A 20,881-nucleotide genomic window follows, 5' to 3' on the forward strand; every position below is an offset into this window, starting at 1 on the left:
TTGGCCTAATCCGCGGGTCGATAATGCACGATCAGCAGATCGCCTTCGAGCATTTCCAGGAGCGTCTTCGCCGTGCTCCCGATCAGCGCGTCAAACAGCGCACCCCGGCCATGGCTGCCGATCACGGTCAGGTCGATATCGTGGTCTTCCACATAATCACTGAGCAACCGCTCGGGGCTGCCATGCGCGATCACGACGTCGGTCCTGCCCCTGAGGGGTTCATCGACGCGCTCATCGGCCAGAAATTTGTCGCCGAGTTCCTTCTCCATGACGCCGAGGTCACGCTTGAAGTCCTGCTCGTCGAGATAGCCGGAGAAGGGGACGTCATAGCCGTGGAACAGCGTCAGCGCGGCAGCCGGGAAACAGGCCGCCGTGATGAGCAGCGCCTGAAGCGAAGCCTCCGAGAAGTCCGTGCCGACGACAATATCGCGATAGTGCCGGACCGCGCGATCATGAACGACGAGCACCGGCACCGGCGATCCGCGCACCAGCCGGTTGAGGGTGTTGCCGAGCAGCATACGGCCAAGCGTCTCGTCGCGGGCGATGCCGGTCACGATGAGATCGCAGTCCTCGCGTGCCGCCATTTCCAGCAGCATCTCGGGCGGATCGCCTTCCTCGACCAGGATCCGGATCGCGTCGGCCGCGGTGCCCAGATCGCGCCTGAGGCGCCATTTCATCCGGTCGACGGGGCTAGGCAGCCGACGCCACGAGGCGGGCTTGCGGTCGAACCGGAACTGACCGGTCTTCGCGGGATCGATGACATGGGCTGCGATCAGTTCGGCGTCCCACTCCCGCGCCAGTTGGATGGCCCGGTCGAGCGCGCGGTCGCAGCGGCAGCTCATATCCGTGGCAAGGAGGATTTTCCGAGGACGGGCAGGAGTGGTCATTCGGCTTCCCATCGCAAATAGGGACCTGGCGGTCAGTTGAGTTCCTCGAACCAGCCAAGGCGGCGCATCAGCAGCTTTTCGCCTTCAAGGCAGAGGAACAGAGCGATGGCGAGGACGATGATAAGCGCGCCATCCTCCAGCGTGAGCGGGCGGCTTTCGAAGATCGCCTGCATGAAAGGGGCATAGGTATAGAGCAGCTGCGCCAGCACCACGCAGGCGATCGCGCCGAGCACCGCAGGGGTTCCGATCGCGCCGCGCCAGGTCAGTGAACGCATGTGGAGGTAGCGTACGTTGAAGAGATAGAAGATCTCCGCGACCACGAGCATGTTGACGACCATGGTGCGCGCGGTCTCCAGATCGCGTCCTTGTCCCAAGGTATGGAAGAAGACACCCAGCGCGAGAACCGCCAGCAGGACAGAGACAAGCAGCACCCGCCACAGCATGAACGGCGAAAGCAGAGGCGCGCTGGCCGGCCGCGGGCGCCGCTCCATCGTACCCGGTTCACCCGGTTCAAACGCCAGCACAAGACCCAGAGTGACCGCGAGAATGAGATTGATCCAGAGGATCTGGGTCGCTGTCATCGGCAGGGTGAAGCCGATCATGATCGCCAGCACCACCGCGACGGTCTCACCGCCATTCGACGGCAGTGTCCAGGCGATGACCTTGCGGATGTTATCATAGACGGTGCGCCCCTCGCGGACCGCGGCGACGATCGATGCGAAGTTATCGTCGAGCAGCACCATCTCGGCCGCTTCTTTCGCGGCCTCGGTGCCTTTGCGACCCATCGCTGTTCCGACGTCTGCCTGCTTCAACGAGGGTGCATCGTTGACACCGTCACCGGTCATGGCGACAATCAGGCCGTGCGACTGCAGCGCGCGGACGATCCGCAGCTTATGTTCGGGACTGGTGCGCGCGAACACATCGATCTCCATCACGCGCGCCGCGAGCGCGTCGTCGGAGAGGTTTTCGAGTTCCTTGCCTGTCACTCCCCGCGGGTCTTCGCTGATCTGAAGTTGGCGCGCGATGGCAAGAGCGGTGCCGAGATGGTCGCCCGTGATCATCTTGATCGCGATGCCGGCCGAGCGACATTCGGCGATCGCCGCTTTGGCCTCTTCGCGCGGCGGGTCGATGAAGCCCATCAGACCCAGGAACTCGACGCCGCCTTCAAGGTCATCGAAGGCGATCCGCGTTTTGCCAGCCGGTAGCCGCTTCATCGCGAAGCCCAGCAGCCGTTCGCCATGGCCGGCCGCCTGGACGATCCGCTGTTCCCAGTTTCGCGGATCGATCCCGGCGATCGCCATCACCTCCTCGGGCGCCCCCTTGAGGAAGATGACATGCTCCCCGGCTGGCCCCGCATGGAGCGTCGCCATGAAGCGGTAGGCGGCGTCGAACGGGATTTCGTCGAGCCGCTTCCATTCGGCTCGCAGATGATCGGCGTTGAGGCCGGCCTTCGTTGCCAGCGCAACGAGGGCGCCTTCCATGGGATCGCCATCGACCTGCCATCGGTCGGCATCGCGTCTCAGCGTCGCGTCGTTGCAGAGCAGGCCAGCGCGAATGATCGCACTGGCGGCCGCGATCGCATCGGCATCGTCTTCGGCGCCTTCGCTGGTCAGACCGCCCTCCGGGGCATAGCCGGACCCGCCAATCAGAATATCGTCCTTCTCGATCAACACCCGCCGCACCATCATCTCGTTGCGCGTGAGCGTGCCGGTCTTGTCCGAGCAGATCACCGAGGTAGCGCCCAGCGTCTCGACGGCAGGCAGTCGCCGGATGACCGCATTGCGCGACGCCATACGCTGCACCCCAATCGCCAGCGTGATGGTGATGACCGCCGGCAGGCCCTCGGGGATGATGCCGACGGCCAGAGCCACGACGGCGATCAGCGCATCGATCCAGTGAAACTCGCGCGCAAGCACAGCGAAGGAAAACAATAGAACCGAGCCCGCCATCACCAGCCAGGTGAAGCGGTGTGCGAACCGGTTGATCTGGCGAAGCAGCGGCGTCGTAACCGTCTCGACAGCCAAAAGCAGGCTGCCGATGCGGCCAATCTGTGTCTGCGGGCCGGTCGCCGCGACGACGCCGCTCGCCTGGCCCGAGGCAACCAACGTGCCAGAAAAGGCCATGCTGCGCTGGTCGGCGATGCCGGCGTTATCGTCTACAGGCTCTTCCTGCTTTTCGACTGGCACGGATTCGCCCGTGAGTGGCGCTTCGTCGATCAACAGTCCTCGCGCCCGCAGCAGGCGCAGGTCGGCCGGGACGCGGTCGCCGGCTTCGAGCATCACGATATCGCCGGGCACCAGATCGCGTACCGAGACCATCCGCCGCGCGCCATCGCGCAGCACGGTTGCGTGCGGGGCGATCATGTCGTGGATCGCACCGAGTGCGCGCTCTGCCTTACCTTCCTGGGCGAAGCCGACGATCGCATTGACGAGGACAACGACCGCGATGACGAGGGCATCGACGAGGTGGCCGAGCAAAGCGGCCGCAAAGGCTGCGGCGAGCAGGAAATAGATCAGCGCGCTGTTGAATTGGGCGAGGAACCGCAGAAGCGGATGCATGGTCGCCAAGTCGGGAAGGGCATTCGGCCCATGCTGGGCGAGCCTTTCGTCGGCTTGCTGCTGGCTAAGACCGGCTAAACCGGAATCCAGCCGGTCGAGCACCGAGTCGGCCGCCAAGGCGTGCCAGGCTGCGATCTTTTCCGGCTTCACCGCAATTACCCCGTTGGTTCGTTGACTTGCAGCGAAGATCAGGATTGCGATTGCTGCGGAATATACGGGATCATACTAGGGCGACCGCCCCCGCTTACGGGAATCTGCGTAATGCGGGTGAGGCAAGAGTGCCGCACGCTTGCCGAGGAAAGGCGAGACTGTGCCAAGCAATGATCATCACTATTATCTCAAGCGCGCCCTGTTTCACCGCCGCCAGCTTGAGCTGGCGCACTGCCCGGAAGCGCGTCTTTGCCACGCACAGTTGGTGAAAGCCTATCAACGCCGTCTGGCGGAAATCCGCGGCAGGCGGGTGCCGAGCCCTGAACTTGCTCCAACGGCGCCGGCATCTCGCGCAACCCTCGCGCTCTTAGGGTCTGGCGGCGCGACGTCCGACATCATCGAACGATGCTGAGGCTTCCATGCGTACAGCACTTGTGACGGGCGGCACCACGGGGATCGGCGCGGCGATCTGCGCCGCGCTTCAGGCGGCCGATTTGCGCGTCGCGGCAACCTATAGCGGCCACGAAGCCCGCGCGGCCAGTTTCACGGAGGCAACCGGCATTCCCACTTTCCGCTGGGATGTGAGCGACCATGCAGCTTGCGCAGCGGGCGTCGCGCAAGTGGAAACGGCGCTCGGTCCTATCGATATCCTGATCAACAATGCTGGCATCACACGCGATTCCAGCCTGCTCAAGATGAGCGAGGAGGCGTGGAAGAGGGTGCTTGGCGTCGATCTCGACAGCTGTTTCAACATGGCGCAAGCGGTGGTCGGCGGCATGAGGGCGCGGCGATGGGGGCGCATCGTCAGCATCGCGTCGATCAATGGCCAGACTGGGCAGTTCGGACAGACCAACTATGCCGCCGCGAAGGCCGGCATGCTCGGCTTCACCAAGGCGCTGGCGCTCGAGGTGGCGCGTGACGGCGTGACGGTCAATGCAGTCGCACCGGGCTATACTGACACCGAGATGGTCGCGGCCGTGGCGCCCGAAATCATGAAGACCATCGTGGCTCGAATCCCGGTCGGCCGTCTTGCCCGGCCCGAGGAAATCGCCCGCTGCGTTGCGTTTCTCGTTGCCGATGAAGCCGGGTTCATCACCGGATCGACGCTTTCGGTCAATGGTGGCCAGGCCATGATCTGATGGTCAGTCGTCGCCGCCTGGCTTCAGGCCAAGCAACGCCCGCGCCTTTCGGGAAAGGTCAGCCAGCAAACCCTCGCTGATCAAGATATCCCAGTTGGCGGGTTTGCCGGTTAATTTTTGCGACTGCGCTCGCACGATTTCGGCGTTCGCATCCGATGCGTCGGATATCCGGCGATCCACGCGAGCGATGCGCTGAAGTTCGGGTAGTTCGAGCCAAAGTCCGGCGAACGCGCACCCTGCGCGTCGCGCGACCTCCGCTATCGCTTCGCGCTCATCCGGAATGCCGAACACCGCGTCAGCGATAACGGCGTGGCCCGCTGTCAGATCGCGCTGGGCAAGGCCGCCAAGGGTAACATAAACGGCAGCGCTGGCCTCGGCGCTATAGGACGAGGCGGGCAACGGCGTTTCCGAGGAAACACCCGCGAGGCGCTTGCGCAGGATATCGCTGCGCAAGATGCGCGCGCCGGGCGGTCTCCCGAAAAACGCGCCTAGCGTTCGCGCCAGCGTCGATTTGCCGGTGCCGGATAAGCCGCCGATCGCGATCAACCTCGGTCTTTTCTCGGCGATCAGACTTCCCGCAAGCTCGAGATAATGCACGGCCTCCTTGCCGGCACGAGCGGCGTCACCGCCGCGCTTTGCTCGCACGGCCGCCACATGGGCGCGGATCGATGCGCGCACGCTCATGAACAGCGGCATCAGGCCGATGGCGCCCTCGTCCTCGGGCGATTGATCGAGATAGCGATTGAATACCATGTTGGCCTGTGAGCGCAGGCCCCGTTGCCAGAGATCCATCAGCAGGAAGGCAAGGTCGTAGAGCACGTCCGTCGTCGCGAGTTCGGTATCGAATTCGAGGCAATCGAACGGCGTCGGCACGCCATCGATCATCGCGATGTTGGCGAGGTGCAGGTCGCCATGGACATGGCGGATGTGGCCGGCCTTTCCGCGCGCATCGAGCAGCTCGCTGTTGTGATCCACCAGGGCGCTGAGCCGCTCAGTCAGTTCGATAGCAGCGTTGGGCTCGAGGATGTCGGAAAAATTCCCCATCGCTTCGGCATTGCCGGCGATGATCTGGCGCATACGGGCGGCGCCGTCGCCGGGCCAGACGATCTGAGCTCTGGAATGGAAGTCGACCAGGGAATCGGCCAGCTGCTGCAGCGCCGTTTGATCGAGCGCGTCGCGGTCAGCCAGTTCGCTCCAGAGCGCGCCGTCCGGGAATCGTCGCATCTCCAGGATCCAGTCGATCGCCTTGCCGTCGCCATCGATGGCCAAGAGGCCGGCCTTGTCTCGCGTGATCGGATGCACGGCTGTGTAGAGGCTTGGCGCGGTTCGGCGATTGAGCGCAAGCTCGGCTTCCAGGGCCGTCCGGCGCTTTTCGGGCGTAGAGAAGTCGAGATAGCCCAGATCCACCGGCCGCTTGATCTTCCACGCGGTGTCGCCACTCAGGAAGATGCTCGCAGCATGTGTGTCGATCCGCCGGACAGGCCCAGAGCTTCCAAAAGCGTTGCCGCGGGAGAGCCACCCGTCCAGATCGGAAGCACTTTTGTCGGCATGATCAGCCATGGTTGCCGCTCGCCGCGTCGGCCTGCGGTGAAATGACGACGGCGGCGCCGGTGAGCGTCCCCTTTCGCAAGCGGTCGAGCGCCACATTGGCCTGTTCTAGCGGGAAAGTCTCTGTGACCGCGCGCAGGCCCGACCGGGCGGCCACCTCGAAGAAGGACGTGCCGTCCTCGCGCGTCAAATTGGCGACGGAGAGGATCTGGCGCTCTTCCCACAGGTCCGCATAGGCAAAGATCGGAATGTCGCTCATAGGGATGCCCGCACACACGACCCGGCCGCGCTTGCACACGAGCGTCAGCGCGGCGGGGACGAGCGCACCGATCTGCATCGCTATCATCACCGCCACGGGTTCACCAATCTGGACAGGGGGCCTATCTCTCGCTGATGGCGCATGCGCTCATGTCTCGGGGGCCGTGTCTCCAACAAGGTCGGCTTCCAATAAAATGAGCGTGGGATCGCCGGGACAGGCTCGCGCGGTGAAGCCCAGATCGCGCTCGACCTCGATCGCGGCATGATTGTCGCGGCTTTCGATCGACTGCAGGCGCAGAATGCCCCTTGCGCGCGCGAGCAGCGCTACGTGCCGCAGCAGGCTCCAGCCAATGCCTTGCGCCTTCCTGTCGCGGTGGACAGAAACCGCGACTTCGGCGGTTTCGCCCTGCACATCGGCGGCAAGCATTGCGACACCGACTAGCGCTGCACTCTCCTCGTAAGCGAGAAGCGTCACGGTCTGCTCCCGATCGGTCCGCAGCATCGCAGTGATCTGGTCGTGCCCGACATGCTGGACCGCCGAGAGGAAGCGGAAGCGCAAATCCTCGAGCGTCACATTTTCGAAGAAGGTTTCGAGCGCGGCTTCGTCGGCGGCATCGGCCGGGCGAACGTGCAGGCGCAGTCCGGTGCCGGTCGTGAGGATTTCTGCTTGCGGGCTCGATGGTTCAGAAGAAGGCGATGACATTGCGGATGCTCCGGAAATCCTGGTGCGGGATTGACTGGGGAAGGGCGATCAATGTCCCAGAAGGACGGGGATAGGCGCGCCGTCGATCAGATCATGAGTGACGCCGCCCAGGAAGAGTTCGCGCAGCCGCGAATGGGCAGAGGCGCCGATGATCAGCAGATCCGCGCGGTGCTGCCGCGCAAAATCGGTCAGCACAGCCGACTGATTCTCGCCTTCCGAGAACAGGGCATGAACCGTCACGTCGAACCCGTGGCGACTGAGATTGCGGGCGATATCGGCGCCCGGCTCGGACCCATGCCCCTTCGTACTGGACTTGGCATCGACGACGAGAATGTCGATCTTTGCGCCAGCCTGCGCGAGCTTCAGCGCATCGCCAAGCGCACGGGTCGCCTCACGCGTCGCATTCCATCCGATCGCAAGATGAGCGAAAGGACGTGGTGTCCATTGCGCGGGCAGGACGATCACCGGTCGCCCGGAAGAAAGGGCAATGTTCTCGAAAAGCCGCCGCCGCAGATGCTTGTTGGCATAGGCATCCACCGGCCCGAAAAGGATCAGATCGGCGTAGCGCGCCTGCACGGGGGCTTTGTCGAGCAGGGCGCCAGGATCGTCGCTCAGGATACGAACCTCGAAGCCGTCCCGCTCGCCGATCCTGGCGACCTTCGCCTGCTTTTCCCCAGCCGCTTCGACATAGTCCGACAGCAGAAAATAGGGCTGCGCGTAGGCGAGGGCATAGTCCGGCGTGGGGACCACCGACAAGATTGCCACGCTCAGATGCGCCTCGTGAAAGCGAGCGAACTCTCGCGCGTCTTTCAAGAACTGCTCGTCAGCATCGCCTGTGTCGACGATCGCCAATATGTCTTTCACCGTCATGTCGCCCTCGCGCGTAGAAGCTGGCGAGAAGGTCGATCATCCCAAGGAGAAACGCATTCGTGGAATCTACTTAGATCCAGACGGGATCAGACCGGAGAGCGCCGACCGGATTGCTGGTTCCGGGCGTTCGTCATTTTTCCAGTCGAACAGTCGCTCTCCCGCCATGGGTATCGCGCTTGTGGGGGACAGCAAGGACGGACCACAGGGTTCGATGCGATCTGCAAGCACCTTTGCTATCATGATCCGCGCCGACCGGACGGCGCACGAGAAAGCGGCTGCCATCCCCTCGCTGCATCGCATTGCGCGATGTTGGTCATGCGCGCCGTCGAAGATGCCCAGCAGTGCCTGTTCGTCGAGCGACAATCTGGTTCCGCCTACGACGATCGGCCTGCCCAAGGCGGTCTCATACAGTGTCAGCAAGCCGTTTAATACCGGGGCAAGCATTCCGCAGTCCTGATCGATGACCAGCGTGTAAAGACGCTGTTGGACCTTCGCCCTTTGGTCGCGTGCCGTGCGCCAGCAGCGCGCGGCGGCCGTAATAAGGCCATGAACTTCCGACAGTCTGACAGGTGAGGAGAGGGCGATAGGGTTCATGACGAACCCCTGGGATTGTGACGATCGAAACCGGGCATAGCGTGGAGGCCGGGATCGACCGTCGTTCCGATCGCAAGATCGCTGCTCGTGCCGGATCGGTGACGCCGCGCGGCCATTTTTTGCACTCCTTCGCGTTGATCGTCCTTCGCGAGGATCGATAATGCATAATCGCGATTAGTCGTCATAAGAAGCCGTTGGCAGCAACAGGCCATCGAGCGAGAACTTTGCCCCACAGCTTAGCGTCAAGCACTGCGAGTCGATCTACGCACATTCCCTTATCGTGCTGTGGGCCGACAGCACCTGTCTCCCCCTGACCATCATTGCGCTGTTTGGATCCGCGATGCGAGCTAAGCGCGACCCGTCGCGCGGTCGACGCATGCGCATAGGCGGCGGTCGAGCAGGGGCTTTTCCAGTATCTCATCAAACAGTGTATCCTCGCCCTCGGCAATGTAGTCGCTGCGGTGGGCGGTGATCAGGATGGCGGGACGTCGCCATCCCACGGCGCGAAGGCCGCGCAGCAGGTCCAGTCCGGTCATGCCCGCCATGCGATAGTCGGTGACCAGACAAGCGGCCTCGACCACGGATGGATCGGCAAGCGCCTGGACACCACTGGAAAAGGCGCGCACGTCATAACCGCGGGCCTGCAGGATCAGCTGGATCGACCGGCGAACCATACTGTCATCCTCCACGAGGAGGACACGCGGTCGTTCCGGTTCGGTTGAAGGAGCGAGGTGGGGCATCGTGCATCCCTCCCGGCAAAATGCGGTTCTATTGCCACTATGTGTCGCGGCCCGGACCCTCGTCCCTACGTAAACATCCCAATCTGCGAGCGAGGCGCTCGCCATCTTCGCGTTGCGTCACAAGGACGCGGCTTGGCGGCGTCAGGTCAAGCGGTTGCCCGGATCCTTCCCATCGGTCCCAGCGTCACGCAGGAGATGACGATCCCTGTTCCCGGTCGGTGCCCAATCCCGCCGCGAAAGCGATCCGCAGGGCATCGGGGAACGAGTGGACCCCGAGCTTCGTCATCAGATTGGCACGGTGAACCTCGACCGTTCGGGCCGAGATGTCGAGATCAAAGGCAATCGTCTTGTTGGGCAGACCTCGGGCGAGACCTTCGAGCACCTCGCGCTCGCGTGGGGTGAGACTGGCGATGACCAGCGCGGCTTCCTGTGCGGATGCCGCATAACGCTCCTGATCGTCCAAACGTGCGAAGGCCGTCTCGATGGCACCGAGGAGGACCGCCATGTCAAAAGGCTTTTCCACGAAATCCACCGCGCCAGCCTTCATCGCGCGTACCGCAATTCCGACGTCGGCATGCCCTGTGAGCAGCACGATCGGCATAGTCACGCCTTGATCGACGAGTGCTTGCTGGACTTCCAGGCCATCGATGACCGGCATGCGGACGTCGAGCAGAATGCAGCCGTCGGTCGCGTGGCGAACCCCCTTGAGAAAATCGACGCCTGAGGCCCACGCTTCCACGCGGTATCCCGACTTCTTGAGAAGGAAGCCAGCCGAGCGGCGGATCGCGGCCTCGTCATCGACGATATGTACGGTACGCCTATCCGACATCACGGTCCTCCGAAACGATATGCATCAACGTGAAATGAAAGCGCGTTCCGCCTCCCGGCGGGTTTTCCACCCAGATCTTGCCGCCATGTGCCTCGACGATCGTTCGGCAGATCGACAGCCCCAGACCCATCCCTTCCGTCTTGGTGCTGAGGAACGCCTGAAACAGCTGGGCGGCGACTTCCGCGTCAAGGCCGGGCCCGGTGTCGGCGATGGTCACGCGCACCATCGCCGGCCCTTCCAGCCCCGTGGCGATCGTCAGTTCGCGCGTGGGGCTTTCCGCCATCGCTTCGGCAGCGTTGCGGATGAGATTGACGAGGACCTGCTCGATCTGGACACGGTCGGCCAGCACCGGCGTCGCATCCGGATCGAGCAGGAGCCGGGTCTCGATGCCATGTTCGCTGAGACCCACCAGGCCGAGCGAACAGGCTTCCTCGATCAGCTTCGGCAGATCCTCGACCTGCTTCTGCACTTCGCCCCGCGCCACGAAAGCGCGCAACCGGCGAACGATCTGGCCGGCACGGAGCGCTTCCGACGCCGCGTCCGCCAGCGCTTCGCGTATCTCCGCGACTGTGTCCGGATCGGGATCTTCCAGAAGCACGTGAGCGATTTGCACATAGTTGACGACCGCGGTGATCGGCTGGTTGAGTTCATGGGCGAGCGTCGATGCCATGGCGCCCATCGCGCTCACGCGCGAGACATGGATCAATTCCGCCTGCAGATCCTGGAGACGCGCCGCCGTGGCCTCCTGGTCGGTGAGATCGCGCATGAAGCCGGTGAACACGCGCTCCCCGCCGCCGGTCGCTTCGCCGATCGCCAGTTCGTGGGGCACGAGCGTCCCGTCCTTCCGGCAACCGATGACCCGCCGCGTGCTGCCGATGATGTGCGCCACGCCGGTTTCAAGATATCGCGCGATATAGCCATCATGCGCCTCGCGGTCGGGGGACGGCATGAGCATCGAGACATTCTTGCCGAGCACCTCGGCTTCCTCGTAACCGAACATCCGCTGCGCGGCATGGCTGAACGAGAGCATTATGCCCTCGGCATCGATGACCACCATGGCGTCGGGAACGCTGGCCAGGATCGAGTTCAATTGCGCTTCTCGCTTCTCGATCGCGCGTTCGGCCGCCTTCTCGTCAGTGATGTCGCGAACGACCTTCCCGAACCCGCGCAGCCGTCCGTCTTCGTCATGAAGCGGGGTGATGGTCACATCGGCAAGAAATTCCGATCCATCCTTGCGCAGGCGCCAGGTGGCCTCCTGAAATCGGCCCTCCGCGCGTGCGCGATCGAGATCGGCCTGGGGTTTGCCACGCGCGACATCGTCTTGAGGATAGAAGACCGCAGCGCTGCGCCCCAGAATGTCCTCTTCCTTCCAGCCCTTGATCCGCTCGGCGCCCTTGTTCCAGATCGCCACCCGGCCTTGTTTATCGAGCATATAGATGGCGAGCGTCGTCGCGCCGTCGATCAGGAGCGCCAGCTCTTCGGCCGTCTCGTGCGCTTTGCGCGAGTTTTCGCCCGCGTCGATTTCGTGGACGTGCGCGGCCTCCCGCCAGTGCGAGAGGCGGCTGGTGAGCAGGATCAGCCCGACCGAAATCATCCCGAAGCCCGACGCGTGAACCAGATGATCCATGTCGCGGAACGGCGTATCGATCAGGAGAAAGCCGGTAACAGCCGAAGCCGCCGTCGCAAAACCTGCCGTCGTGACCCCGCTTGTCCATGCCGATGCGAGAACCGCCACTGTCAGCAGGAGCCAGATCGGGCGATCGGCGAGCAGGGGTTCGAGCGCAAGCGCGGCCACCGTTGCGATCGCGACGAAGACGATCGCCACCATGAGTGATGCTATCGGGCCCGCGCGAGGTGACAGGGTTGAAGAAGTCTTTGTCATCTATTTCGATCCGCGAAACTAAGATGCAGCATGCCTCAGACTGCGCTCACAGTAGCTTACTGCAACTCCTGCGCGGCATCGACGCGATTGTTGTCGCGCGATGTGACCGTTCGGCGACGAAGTCCGGCTAAGTACATTCCACAATGGCTGCGAACAGCTGCCTGGACGAGGCTGCCATCGATCCGTCTGAAAGGACGCGCCCCATCAGGAGAAGACCATGGCACAGCGTCTCGAAAATGTCGTCGCTCTCGCTCAGGCGAATATCCGGTTGGGCCTGAAGCTTGCCGAGACTTGGCGCGAAAGCGGCCAGAAGCTGATCGAGCTCGGAACCAAGGGCGCATCCGAGATCGGAGAGGAAGCTCGCCTCGTCCTCGCGAACGGCCTGTCGAGCGAAAAGAGCGCTTCGATGAATAGCGTCAACGGGCACTGGCAAGACATGCTCGCCGAAATCGAGGCTGTTCGCACGGCGACCGCCCAGGATATCGAGAGCGCCGTCGGCGACTGGCGCAAGAGCTGGGCCGAGGCTCTGACAGTCGAACCGGTTCTCCCGGTGGAGGGGCTATTCAAACCGTGGCTGGCCCTGGTGGCATCGACCGCATCGACGGCTGCGCCGGACAAGGACCTGCCGACGGAGAAAAGCTAGAAGCATCCGCCTGCGCGAGCACAAGCTCAAGCCATCAAATGTTGTCCGCCATCTACCGGGATGATGGTGCCCGTGATCCGGCGGGCCGCATCGCTGACGAGGAAGGCTGCCAGCGCCCCCACATCGGCAATATCGACCAGCTGGCCGGCTGGAGCGGTGGCAGCGGCGCGCTCGAGCAGTTCGTCGAAGCGCTCGATCCCGCTCGCGGCGCGGGTTGCGATCGGCCCGGGCGAGATCGCATGCGCGCGGACGCCCTTGGGGCCGAGCTCGGCGGCGACGTAGCGCGTGGCGCTCTCCAGTGCGGCCTTGACCGGCCCCATAAGATTGTAATTCTCGACCACGCGCTCGGAACCGTAGAAGGTTACGCATAGAAGGCAGCCGCCATCGATCATTAGCGGCTCGGCCAGCTTCGCCATGCGCAGGAAGCTATGGCATGAGACGTCCATCGCGAGCGCAAAGCCCTCGGCGGACGAGTCGACCACCCGTCCGTGCAGATCGTCGCGCGGCGCGAAGGCGATCGAATGCAGCAGGAAGTCGAGCCCGCCCCATTCGGTCCGGACCCGTTCGAACAACGCTTCGAGTTCACCAGGCTGCCGGACATCGCAGGGGGCGAGCCATTCAACGCCGAGCGCCTTCGCGACCGGCTCGACATAGGTTCTCGACTTCTCGTTCAGATAGGTCGCCGCCAGACGCGCGCCGCACCGGGAAAAGGCTTCGGCGCAGCCGGCCGCAATGCTGCTGTCATTGGCGATGCCGACGACCAGCCCGCGTTTTCCGGAAAGATCCACCAGCGGATTCATCGCGAAATACCTCCTTCGGATCTGATGAGGTCGACTACATGATGGGCAATCACGGCTTCCTCGTCGGTCGGAATGACCCGGACGAGCACCTTGCTATCCCCGGTACTGATGACGGCGGCGTTGGCCTCGTTGGCATCGGCATCGAGAGCGATGCCTGCCCATGACAGGCTTTCGCAGATGCGCGCGCGGATGCAGGCGTCATTCTCGCCGATTCCCGCCGTGAAGACGAAACCGTCAAGACCGCCCAGCGTGGGGATGAGCCCCGCTGCCTGACGAGCAGCCTGCCGCACGAACAGGTCGATCGCCTCAGCGGCCTCCGGCGCGTCGCTGGCATGGAGCGCGCGCATGTCGTTCGACAAACCGGACACGCCGAGCAACCCCGATTGCCTGTATAGCAAGGTCTCCACCTCCTGAGCCGACATGCCCAGCTGGATCTGCAAATGCAGAACGACGCCGGGATCCAGCGCGCCGGAGCGCGTGCCCATCATCAGGCCATCGAGCGCGGTGAACCCCATTGTCGTATCGATGCTCTTGCCCTCGCGCATCGCGCACAGGCTGGCGCCGTTGCCGAGATGCGCCGCGATCACGCGCCCGCCGGCGTGTGTCGGCTCAATGTCCCGCAGCCGCTTGGCGATATGCTCGTAGGATAACCCATGGAAGCCGTAGCGCCGAATACCTCGCTCATGGAGGGAGCGGGGCAAGGGGAGACGGGTCGTGAGTGGCGCAAGGTCGTGGTGGAAGCCGGTGTCGAAGCAGGCGATCTGCGGCAGGTGCGGCGCAAGGGCGCGTAGCGCACGAACGGCGGCGAGATTGTGGGGCTGGTGCAGCGGTGCCAGCGGGATCAGGGCGTCGAGCGCATCGAGCAGCGCATCATCGATCAGCCGCGGAGCGGCAAAGTCCGATCCGCCATGAACGATGCGATGACCGATCGCGACGATTTCGCGATCGCCAAGCTGCGTCGCCGCCCAGGCGAAAAGGTCTTCGAGCAGATGCTCATGCGAGATGGCGTTCGCTTGCTGCCAGTCGCGTTCGAGGATGACCTCACCTGCGGCGTTCCGGGCGCGCAGGCGTGGTGCCGTGCCGATCTCTTCGATCTTTCCGCCCGCATCGAAGCGGAAGCCATGCGGCAAAAGTTCGTACAGCGCGAACTTGATGCTGGAGGAGCCAGCGTTGAGCGTGACGATCGCTTTCATGCAGAGTGCACGAACGGCCCCGGGGCGGCTTTAGGCGCGGCGCGGGCGAGAAGCACCGCAACCGCGCAGGAGGCGAGGCTCGTGCGCAGGGAATCGGCGCGGCTGGTAAGAATGATGGGCACGCGCGCGCCCAGCACGACGCCGGCAGCATCGGCGCCGCCGAGAAAGGTGAGCTGCTTGGCGAGCATGTTGCCCGCTTCGAGATTGGGAACGACGAGGATTTCGGCCCGCCCGGCGACGGGGGAGACGATGCCCTTTTCCATCGCGGCCTTCTCGCTGATTGCATTGTCGAAGGCGAGGGGACCATCAAGGATGCCGCCGCTGATCTGGCCGCGATCGGCCATCTTGCAGAGTGCGGCGGCTTCGAGCGTCGATCGGATTGCCGGGTTCACCGTCTCGACCGCCGACAGGATCGCGACCTTCGGTTCGTCTATGCCCATGACATGCGCCAGATCGATAGCGTTGCGAATAATGTCCGCCTTGTCCTCAAGGCTCGGCTCGATGTTGATCGCGGCATCGGTGATGATCAGCGGCGTGGGATGGCCCGGCACATCCATCACATAAGCGTGGCTGATCCGCCGCTCGGTGCGAAGACCCGTCGCTGCGCAAACCACCGCGCTCATCAACTCGTCGGTGTGAAGCGAGCCCTTCATCAGAAGCCGCGCTTCGCCCGAGCGAACCAGATCAACGGCCCGGGCTGCCGCTGCGTGACTGTGCGGCGCATCAATGACCTTGAAGGCGGAGATGTCTTTGCCAGCGTCCTCGGCCGCCTTGCGGATACGCGCTTCCGGGCCGACCAGCTGGGGTCGGATGAGACCGGCTTCGGCCGCGTTGACGGCGGCCGTCACCGCGGCCGCGCTACAGGGATGCACGACGGCCGTCGGTACCGCTTTATCGCCGGCGGTCCGTTCGATCAGCTTGCGATAACCGTCATGATCCGAGATCTGGACGTCGGGCAACGCAATCCGGGGACGCCGCACCTTCTCGGTCGGCGCGCGGACCTCGGCTTCGCCGATGATGACGTCCTTGCCGTCCTGATTGATGCAGCGGCAGTCGAACAGGATCACCTCATGCTCGGCACGCTTCTCCTTCACCGTGACCGATGCGGTGATCGAATCGCCCAGGCCAACCGGTCGGCAGAACCGCAAGCTCTGGCTGAGATAGATCGTGCCGGGACCAGGAAGCTCGGTGCCGAGCACGGCAGAGATCAGGCCACCGCCCCACAAACCATGGGCGATAACGCGGCCAAAGAGATCGCCGGCGGCGAACTCGGCATCGAGATGCGCCGGATTGACGTCGCCCGAGACCAGCGCGAAGAGCTGGATATCCCGCTCTCCCAGGATGCGCGTAACACTGGCGCTCTCGCCCACGGCGATCTCGTCGAAGGTGCGGTTCTCGATGATCTCGGCGCTGCTCATCTCAGCGCTCCATCACATAATGACCGGGAGCATCGCAGATCGGGTGGTAGGGACCTTCGCTTTGTCCCATGACGGGCGGCGCAACAGGGTCGCTCGAATGCTCGCTGAGCCATCGACCCCAGTCGATCCACCACGAGCCCTCCTGCGGGTCCGCCTGCTCCAGCCAATCATCCGGATCGAGGGCAGGGCCATCGACCGGCCGCGTTGCGACCTGAAAACGGCGATGCGCATGGCCGGGCTCGGACACGATCCCCGCATTGTGGCCGCCGTTGGTCAGGACGAAGCGGATCTCCGCGCTGGTCAGCCAATGGATCTTGTGGACCGAACGCCAGGGCGCGACATGGTCGCGCTCCGTGCCGACCACGAAAAGGGGCTGGCGCAGCGCCGAAAGGGTGACGGTGCGGTTTGCGACCTTGAAATGCCCTTCGGCCAGATCGTCGTCGAGAAAAAGCTGGCGCAGATACTGGCTGTGCATTGCAAAGGGCATGCGGGTGCCGTCGGCGTTCCACGCCATCAGGTCCGACATGGGCTCGCGCTCGCCCAGGAGATAGGTGGCGAGGATCCGCGACCAGATGAGATCATTCGAGCGCAAAATCTGGAAAGCGCCGCCCATCTGGCTGCTGTCGAGATAGCCGCGGCTCCACATCAGGTTCTCAAGAAGATTGAGCTGCGCCTCATCGATGAAGAGGCCGAGTTCGCCCGGCTCGCTGAATTCGGTCTGCGCGGCGAGCAGGGTGAGGGTGGCAAGGCGCTCATCCTGATCGCGCGCCATCGCCGCCCCCGTGATGGCGAGCAAGGTGCCGCCGAGGCAGTAGCCCAGACCATGGACCTTGGCCGAACCGGTGATCGCCTGGACGGCGTCGAGCGCAGCCATCGGCCCCAGCCGACGATAATCGTCCATGTCGAGATCGCGATCTTCACGCGAGGGATTGTGCCAGGAGATCGTGAACACCGTGTGACCCTGGCCGACCAGCCAGCGGACGAGCGAATTCTCAGGCGAAAGGTCGAGGATGTAATATTTCATGATCCAGGCCGGGACGATCAGGATCGGCTCGGGATGGACCGTTTGGGTGGTCGGCGTATACTGGATCAGTTCGATAAGCTCGTTGCGGAAAACCACTTTACCCGGCGTCACGGCAACCGTCTCGCCGACGCGGAACTGTTCCGTGCCCACCGGCGGCTCGCCGCGGCTCAGGCGCTCGACATCCTCCCACCAATGCCGTGCGCCATCGAGGAGGCATTGCCCGCCGGTCTCGACGATCTTGCGCTGAAGCACAGGATTGGTGGCGAGGAAGTTGGTAGGTGCGAAGACATCAAGCATCTGGCGCGCGGCGAAATTGACCATGTCCTCATGATGCCGGGAAACCCCGCCGATGCCCGTCGTTGCGGCATGCCACCATTGCTGGTTGAGGAGGAATGCCTGCGAAATCAGGTCGAAGGGCTGCGCGGCCCATGCGGGATCGACGAAGCGCCGGTCTTGCGGCAGCGGTTCAATCGCAGGCAAAGTCTTGGCGTTTCCTGCTCGCCGGGCGGCATAATCGGCAATGCGCCCAACCTTGCGAGCCGCCTTGGCTGCAAGTTGCACCTGCTTCCCCGGCGATATCGTGAGGTGCGTGCTCCAGTCCAAAAAAGCCTGGATCATCGTGACTGGCGAAAGACCTGAGGTCGCCTGGGCGACAAAGGCCGCAGCTGCGCGATCCAGCGTCTGGGCAATGCCATCGAGCGGATCATGACCGTTAGAAGATGAGACCATGTTGGACATATCTGCTCCGCTCGCTTGCCTCGGCTTGGGACATGCCGTCCGGGATCCTACGTCGCACTACGTAATGTCCGTTGGATCGTAACCCGCGAGGATTTACGGAACGTCCCTTTCCGATCGAGCAACACCGAACCCGTCTCGATAAAGCTCCGGTGCCGGGACAAGACCTCGACCGGCAGAGACGGGGATTGCTGGCCGTAGGGGCCTTCGCGCGCGCCGCGATAATAGTCGGTGAGCGCGGGCCGGTACTCGGGATGCACGCAATTCTCGCTCTATCAGGCGAGCCTGTGCGGCGATCCTGACGTCGCTTCACGGCAAAAGGCACTATTCGCTCCCGACCAATGTCAGAAACCAGCGGGCTCTCCGTTGAAAACCGAGCTGCGACCGGGAGCGGAGTGTCGGATCTAAAGCACTGATTTAGGAACGGTGATCGTTTCTGGGCCCGGCCTCTTACCGAGCATGAATGCCTGGACCATAAACCACGCGAACGCAAAGACACCGACGGCAAAGACGACGTCGCCGGGCACCCTTGCCCAAACCAGCGCTTGCATGATCGGGCTATGGATGAACTCCGCCGAGCGGGCATAGGCATAGCCATGTTCGATGCTGGCATAGGTTTGCAGGATACCCTGCGGGAGCAGCGACAGGAAGGTCATCATCGCCAGGCCGATGTTGAGTGACCAGAAGGATATCCTGATCCATTTCTGGTTCCACCGCGTGACGTCGGTCAATCCCCGCATGCAATAGAGCGTCAGCCCAAGGCCGAGCATGCCGTAGACACCGAACAGGGCGGCATGGCCGTGGTTCGCCGTCGTGTTCAGTCCCTGCATGTAATAGAGCGCGATCGGCGGGTTGATCAGGAAGCCGAACAATCCGGCGCCGACCAGATTCCAGAACAGGACGGCAGCGAAGAACATGAACGGCCAGTGATAAATCCGTTCCCATTCGGCCTCATGCTCGACCTTGTGCCGTGTGTAGGCCTCGAACCCGACCACCAGCAGCGGCACCACTTCAAGGGCCGAGATCGTCGCACCGACCGCGATCACCGACGTCGGCGTCCCGCTGAAATAGAGGTGATGGAAGGTCCCGAGCACCCCGCCGAACAGGAAGATGATCGTCGCGAACAGCACCATCACGGTGGCGGTGGAAGTTCGCAGGATACCCATCTGCACGAACAGCAGCGAGATGATGGCTGTGGCGAAGACCTCGAAGATGCCTTCCACCCACAGATGTACCACCCACCAGCGCCAATATTCCATCACGGCGATGTTGGTATGCTGGCCCCACATCAGTCCCGCGCCATAGAGCAGCCCGATGGCGAGCGCCGATACCAGTACAAGATAGATGAGAGATTTACTGCCTTCTTCGCGCAGCACGGGCCAGAGCGCGCGCACGACCAGCGCCACCCACAGGAACAGACCGATCAGAAGATAAATCTGCCAGAAGCGTCCGAGATCGACATATTCATAGCCCTGATGCCCGAACCAGAAATTCGCTGTCAGGTCGGTGAAGAAGCGGTGGACGGCCGCCCATTGCCCGGCAAAGGAGCCGATGACGATGATGAGTAGACTGATGAACAGGAAATTGACGCCGAAGCGCTGGAACCTGGGGTCGCGGCCTCCGAGCATCGGCCCGACGTATAGTCCGGTCGCCAGCCAAGCCGTGGCGATCCACAGCACCGCGAGCTGCGTGTGCCATGTGCGGGTGATCGTGTAGGGCAGATATTCGGCGAACGGCAGCCCGTAGAGACCTTGCCCTTCAACCGCATAATGGGCGGTGACAATACCGAGGAGGACCTGCGCCACGAATAGGGCGCAGACGACCCAGAAATATTTTGCCGTAGCCCGCATAGATGGTGTGATGACAGCCTGTCCCAGAAGGTCGGAGGTCGCCATGCCGCCTTCGGGCAAGATGTCGCCGCGCCAGACGTCGAACTGCTTGGCGTAATAGGCGATCAACGCTCCAGCCGCGGCGAGCAGCAGGATCACCGACGCCAGGCTCCACAACAATGTGCCGGTGGTCGGGCTATTGCCTACCAATGGCTCATGCGGCCAGTTGCTGGTATAGGTGATGGTGTCGCCCGGACGGTTCGTGGTCGCTCCCCAGGCGGTCCAAAAATAGAAGGCCGTAAGCTGCCGGGCTTCTGCGGCCGACAATTCGCCGTAGATGGGGAAGGCGTAATCGCGGCGCAGCTTCAGCGAGGTCGGGTCGCTGCCCACATACAAGCTGACGAAGTGCTGCTGCACCTGCCCGATCGCGCGCGCGCGGGTGTCGCTGACCGTTATGACACCGGATGCAGGATCGTAGCTGTTCCTGCGCATTTCTTCCTGCAGCGCGGCCTTTCGCACGGCATCGGCCTGCGCCGCGGAGAGGCCTGCTGGCAGCGGTGCGGTGGACAGAGCGAGCAAGGCCTCCGTCTCCCGGTGCAGCCAGTCGGCGCTCCAGTCAGGCGCCAGATAGCTGCCATGCCCCCAGATCGAGCCCTGCTGCATGCCGCCGATCGACTGCCAGATATTCTGGCCGGCCTCGATATCGGCGCGCGTGTACAATGTCTCGCCGCGTTGGGATTTCACCGCTTCGGGAATCGGCGGGGCCTGCTGGTAGATCTGCTGACCGAGCAGCAGCAGGATACCGAACATGACCACCATGCCGACCGACAGGATGATCCACAGCCTTTTGATGCTGAATGTCGTCTGATAGCTCTTCATGCCCCAACCCCTCTTCGCTCAGAACAGTCCCTGGCTGCCGCCTACAGCGGCGAAAATTGTTATTGTGCTGACAGCAAGTATAGCTGATGCAGTCGTATAATGCGGACGAAATCCATCTCCGATGACTGTGTATTGGCCAGGCGACGATGGAGATATAGAGGTTCGTATTCGCCAAGATGCGCGCGTTCCCGGATGAACTCGA

General features: G+C 63.2%; 18 protein-coding genes. 3 read left to right on the forward strand and 15 right to left on the reverse strand.

Annotated elements, in window-relative coordinates:
- Positions 1–5 precede the first annotated feature (5 nt).
- Both SCLO_RS01210 and SCLO_RS01215 read right to left on the reverse strand, forming a co-directional pair.
- Positions 6–887, reverse strand: coding sequence for a universal stress protein (locus tag SCLO_RS01210; protein WP_169925547.1), 882 nt, complete (start codon positions 885–887; stop codon positions 6–8).
- Between the two features lie 32 nt (positions 888–919).
- Complete coding sequence (locus SCLO_RS01215) at positions 920–3,595, reverse strand: HAD-IC family P-type ATPase (protein ID WP_066516537.1); 2,676 nt, start codon at positions 3,593–3,595, stop codon at positions 920–922.
- 160 nt (positions 3,596–3,755) lie between these two features.
- On the opposite strand from SCLO_RS01215, the gene SCLO_RS22770 reads away from it, so the two are divergent.
- A complete protein-coding gene (locus SCLO_RS22770; RefSeq protein ID WP_123905424.1) occupies positions 3,756–4,007 on the forward strand; it encodes a hypothetical protein in 252 nt (83 codons plus the stop codon).
- Positions 4,008–4,014: 7 nt separating this feature from the next.
- Entirely contained in the window at positions 4,015–4,734 is a 720-nt protein-coding gene (gene phbB / locus SCLO_RS01220) for an acetoacetyl-CoA reductase (RefSeq protein ID WP_066516538.1), read from the forward strand.
- Between the two features lie 3 nt (positions 4,735–4,737).
- On the opposite strand, the gene SCLO_RS01225 is transcribed toward phbB, so the two are convergent.
- From SCLO_RS01225 to SCLO_RS01260, 8 genes are all read right to left on the reverse strand, one after another.
- Positions 4,738–6,294 (reverse strand): bifunctional aminoglycoside phosphotransferase/ATP-binding protein, encoded by a 1,557-nt coding sequence (locus SCLO_RS01225; RefSeq protein WP_066516539.1) that lies wholly within the window; start codon positions 6,292–6,294, stop codon positions 4,738–4,740.
- Complete coding sequence (locus tag SCLO_RS01230) at positions 6,287–6,637, reverse strand: MDR/zinc-dependent alcohol dehydrogenase-like family protein (protein WP_066516541.1); 351 nt, start codon at positions 6,635–6,637, stop codon at positions 6,287–6,289. Before SCLO_RS01230 ends, SCLO_RS01225 begins: the two co-directional genes overlap by 8 nt.
- A 51-nt stretch (positions 6,638–6,688) precedes the next feature.
- Positions 6,689–7,243, reverse strand: a complete 555-nt coding sequence (locus tag SCLO_RS01235; protein ID WP_066516542.1) for a GNAT family N-acetyltransferase — start codon at positions 7,241–7,243, stop codon at positions 6,689–6,691.
- 48 nt (positions 7,244–7,291) lie between these two features.
- Complete coding sequence (locus SCLO_RS01240; protein WP_066516544.1) at positions 7,292–8,113, reverse strand: universal stress protein; 822 nt, start codon at positions 8,111–8,113, stop codon at positions 7,292–7,294.
- A gap of 66 nt (positions 8,114–8,179) precedes the next feature.
- Positions 8,180–8,707: a hypothetical protein gene (locus SCLO_RS01245; RefSeq protein WP_066516545.1), complete on the reverse strand. Its 528-nt coding sequence runs from the start codon at positions 8,705–8,707 to the stop codon at positions 8,180–8,182.
- A 347-nt stretch (positions 8,708–9,054) separates the two neighbouring features.
- Entirely contained in the window at positions 9,055–9,447 is a 393-nt protein-coding gene (locus SCLO_RS01250) for a response regulator (protein ID WP_066516546.1), read from the reverse strand.
- 184 nt (positions 9,448–9,631) lie between these two features.
- Positions 9,632–10,276, reverse strand: coding sequence for a response regulator transcription factor (locus SCLO_RS01255; RefSeq protein WP_066516548.1), 645 nt, complete (start codon positions 10,274–10,276; stop codon positions 9,632–9,634).
- Positions 10,266–12,104 carry a PAS domain-containing sensor histidine kinase gene (locus tag SCLO_RS01260; RefSeq protein ID WP_096362073.1) on the reverse strand — a complete coding sequence of 613 codons (1,839 nt, stop codon included), beginning with the start codon at positions 12,102–12,104 and terminating at the stop codon, positions 10,266–10,268. Before SCLO_RS01260 ends, SCLO_RS01255 begins: the two co-directional genes overlap by 11 nt.
- Positions 12,105–12,375: 271 nt before the next feature.
- Here SCLO_RS01260 and SCLO_RS01265 point away from each other — a divergent pair, with 271 nt between their 5' ends.
- Entirely contained in the window at positions 12,376–12,801 is a 426-nt protein-coding gene (locus SCLO_RS01265) for a hypothetical protein (protein WP_066516550.1), read from the forward strand.
- A 26-nt stretch (positions 12,802–12,827) separates the two neighbouring features.
- Here SCLO_RS01265 and fabI read toward each other — a convergent pair whose 3' ends face one another.
- The 5 genes from fabI to SCLO_RS01295 all read right to left on the reverse strand — a co-directional run bounded on the left by fabI (position 12,828) and on the right by SCLO_RS01295 (position 20,679).
- Positions 12,828–13,601 carry an enoyl-ACP reductase FabI gene (gene fabI / locus SCLO_RS01270; RefSeq protein ID WP_066516552.1) on the reverse strand — a complete coding sequence of 258 codons (774 nt, stop codon included), beginning with the start codon at positions 13,599–13,601 and terminating at the stop codon, positions 12,828–12,830.
- Complete coding sequence (locus SCLO_RS01275) at positions 13,598–14,794, reverse strand: acetate/propionate family kinase (RefSeq protein WP_066516553.1); 1,197 nt, start codon at positions 14,792–14,794, stop codon at positions 13,598–13,600. Before SCLO_RS01275 ends, fabI begins: the two co-directional genes overlap by 4 nt.
- Positions 14,791–16,212: a bifunctional enoyl-CoA hydratase/phosphate acetyltransferase gene (locus SCLO_RS01280; protein ID WP_066516554.1), complete on the reverse strand. Its 1,422-nt coding sequence runs from the start codon at positions 16,210–16,212 to the stop codon at positions 14,791–14,793. Before SCLO_RS01280 ends, SCLO_RS01275 begins: the two co-directional genes overlap by 4 nt.
- A 1-nt stretch (position 16,213) precedes the next feature.
- Positions 16,214–17,974, reverse strand: a complete 1,761-nt coding sequence (locus SCLO_RS01285; RefSeq protein WP_066516555.1) for a PHA/PHB synthase family protein — start codon at positions 17,972–17,974, stop codon at positions 16,214–16,216.
- A 401-nt stretch (positions 17,975–18,375) separates the two neighbouring features.
- On the reverse strand, positions 18,376–20,679 hold the full coding sequence (locus SCLO_RS01295) for a nitric-oxide reductase large subunit (protein WP_066516557.1): 2,304 nt from the start codon (positions 20,677–20,679) through the stop codon (positions 18,376–18,378).
- Positions 20,680–20,881 lie beyond the last annotated feature (202 nt).

The sequence above is a fragment of the Sphingobium cloacae genome, from assembly GCF_002355855.1.
Taxonomy (GTDB): Bacteria; Pseudomonadota; Alphaproteobacteria; order Sphingomonadales; family Sphingomonadaceae; genus Sphingobium; species Sphingobium cloacae.

What these genes read in the sequence shown, in the direction of transcription:
- SCLO_RS01210 (WP_169925547.1), bottom strand. Translation starts at nt 887, where the DNA reads ATGACCACTCCTGCCCGTCCTCGGAAAATCCTCCTTGCCACGGATATG.
- phbB (WP_066516538.1), top strand. Translation starts at nt 4,015, where the DNA reads ATGCGTACAGCACTTGTGACGGGCGGCACCACGGGGATCGGCGCGGCG.
- SCLO_RS01225 (WP_066516539.1), bottom strand. Translation starts at nt 6,294, where the DNA reads ATGGCTGATCATGCCGACAAAAGTGCTTCCGATCTGGACGGGTGGCTC.
- SCLO_RS01235 (WP_066516542.1), bottom strand. Translation starts at nt 7,243, where the DNA reads ATGTCATCGCCTTCTTCTGAACCATCGAGCCCGCAAGCAGAAATCCTC.
- SCLO_RS01240 (WP_066516544.1), bottom strand. Translation starts at nt 8,113, where the DNA reads ATGACGGTGAAAGACATATTGGCGATCGTCGACACAGGCGATGCTGAC.
- SCLO_RS01245 (WP_066516545.1), bottom strand. Translation starts at nt 8,707, where the DNA reads ATGAACCCTATCGCCCTCTCCTCACCTGTCAGACTGTCGGAAGTTCAT.
- SCLO_RS01250 (WP_066516546.1), bottom strand. Translation starts at nt 9,447, where the DNA reads ATGCCCCACCTCGCTCCTTCAACCGAACCGGAACGACCGCGTGTCCTC.
- SCLO_RS01255 (WP_066516548.1), bottom strand. Translation starts at nt 10,276, where the DNA reads ATGTCGGATAGGCGTACCGTACATATCGTCGATGACGAGGCCGCGATC.
- SCLO_RS01260 (WP_096362073.1), bottom strand. Translation starts at nt 12,104, where the DNA reads ATGGTGGCGATCGTCTTCGTCGCGATCGCAACGGTGGCCGCGCTTGCG.
- SCLO_RS01265 (WP_066516550.1), top strand. Translation starts at nt 12,376, where the DNA reads ATGGCACAGCGTCTCGAAAATGTCGTCGCTCTCGCTCAGGCGAATATC.
- fabI (WP_066516552.1), bottom strand. Translation starts at nt 13,601, where the DNA reads ATGAATCCGCTGGTGGATCTTTCCGGAAAACGCGGGCTGGTCGTCGGC.
- SCLO_RS01275 (WP_066516553.1), bottom strand. Translation starts at nt 14,794, where the DNA reads ATGAAAGCGATCGTCACGCTCAACGCTGGCTCCTCCAGCATCAAGTTC.
- SCLO_RS01280 (WP_066516554.1), bottom strand. Translation starts at nt 16,212, where the DNA reads ATGAGCAGCGCCGAGATCATCGAGAACCGCACCTTCGACGAGATCGCC.
- SCLO_RS01285 (WP_066516555.1), bottom strand. Translation starts at nt 17,974, where the DNA reads ATGTCCAACATGGTCTCATCTTCTAACGGTCATGATCCGCTCGATGGC.
- SCLO_RS01295 (WP_066516557.1), bottom strand. Translation starts at nt 20,679, where the DNA reads ATGAAGAGCTATCAGACGACATTCAGCATCAAAAGGCTGTGGATCATC.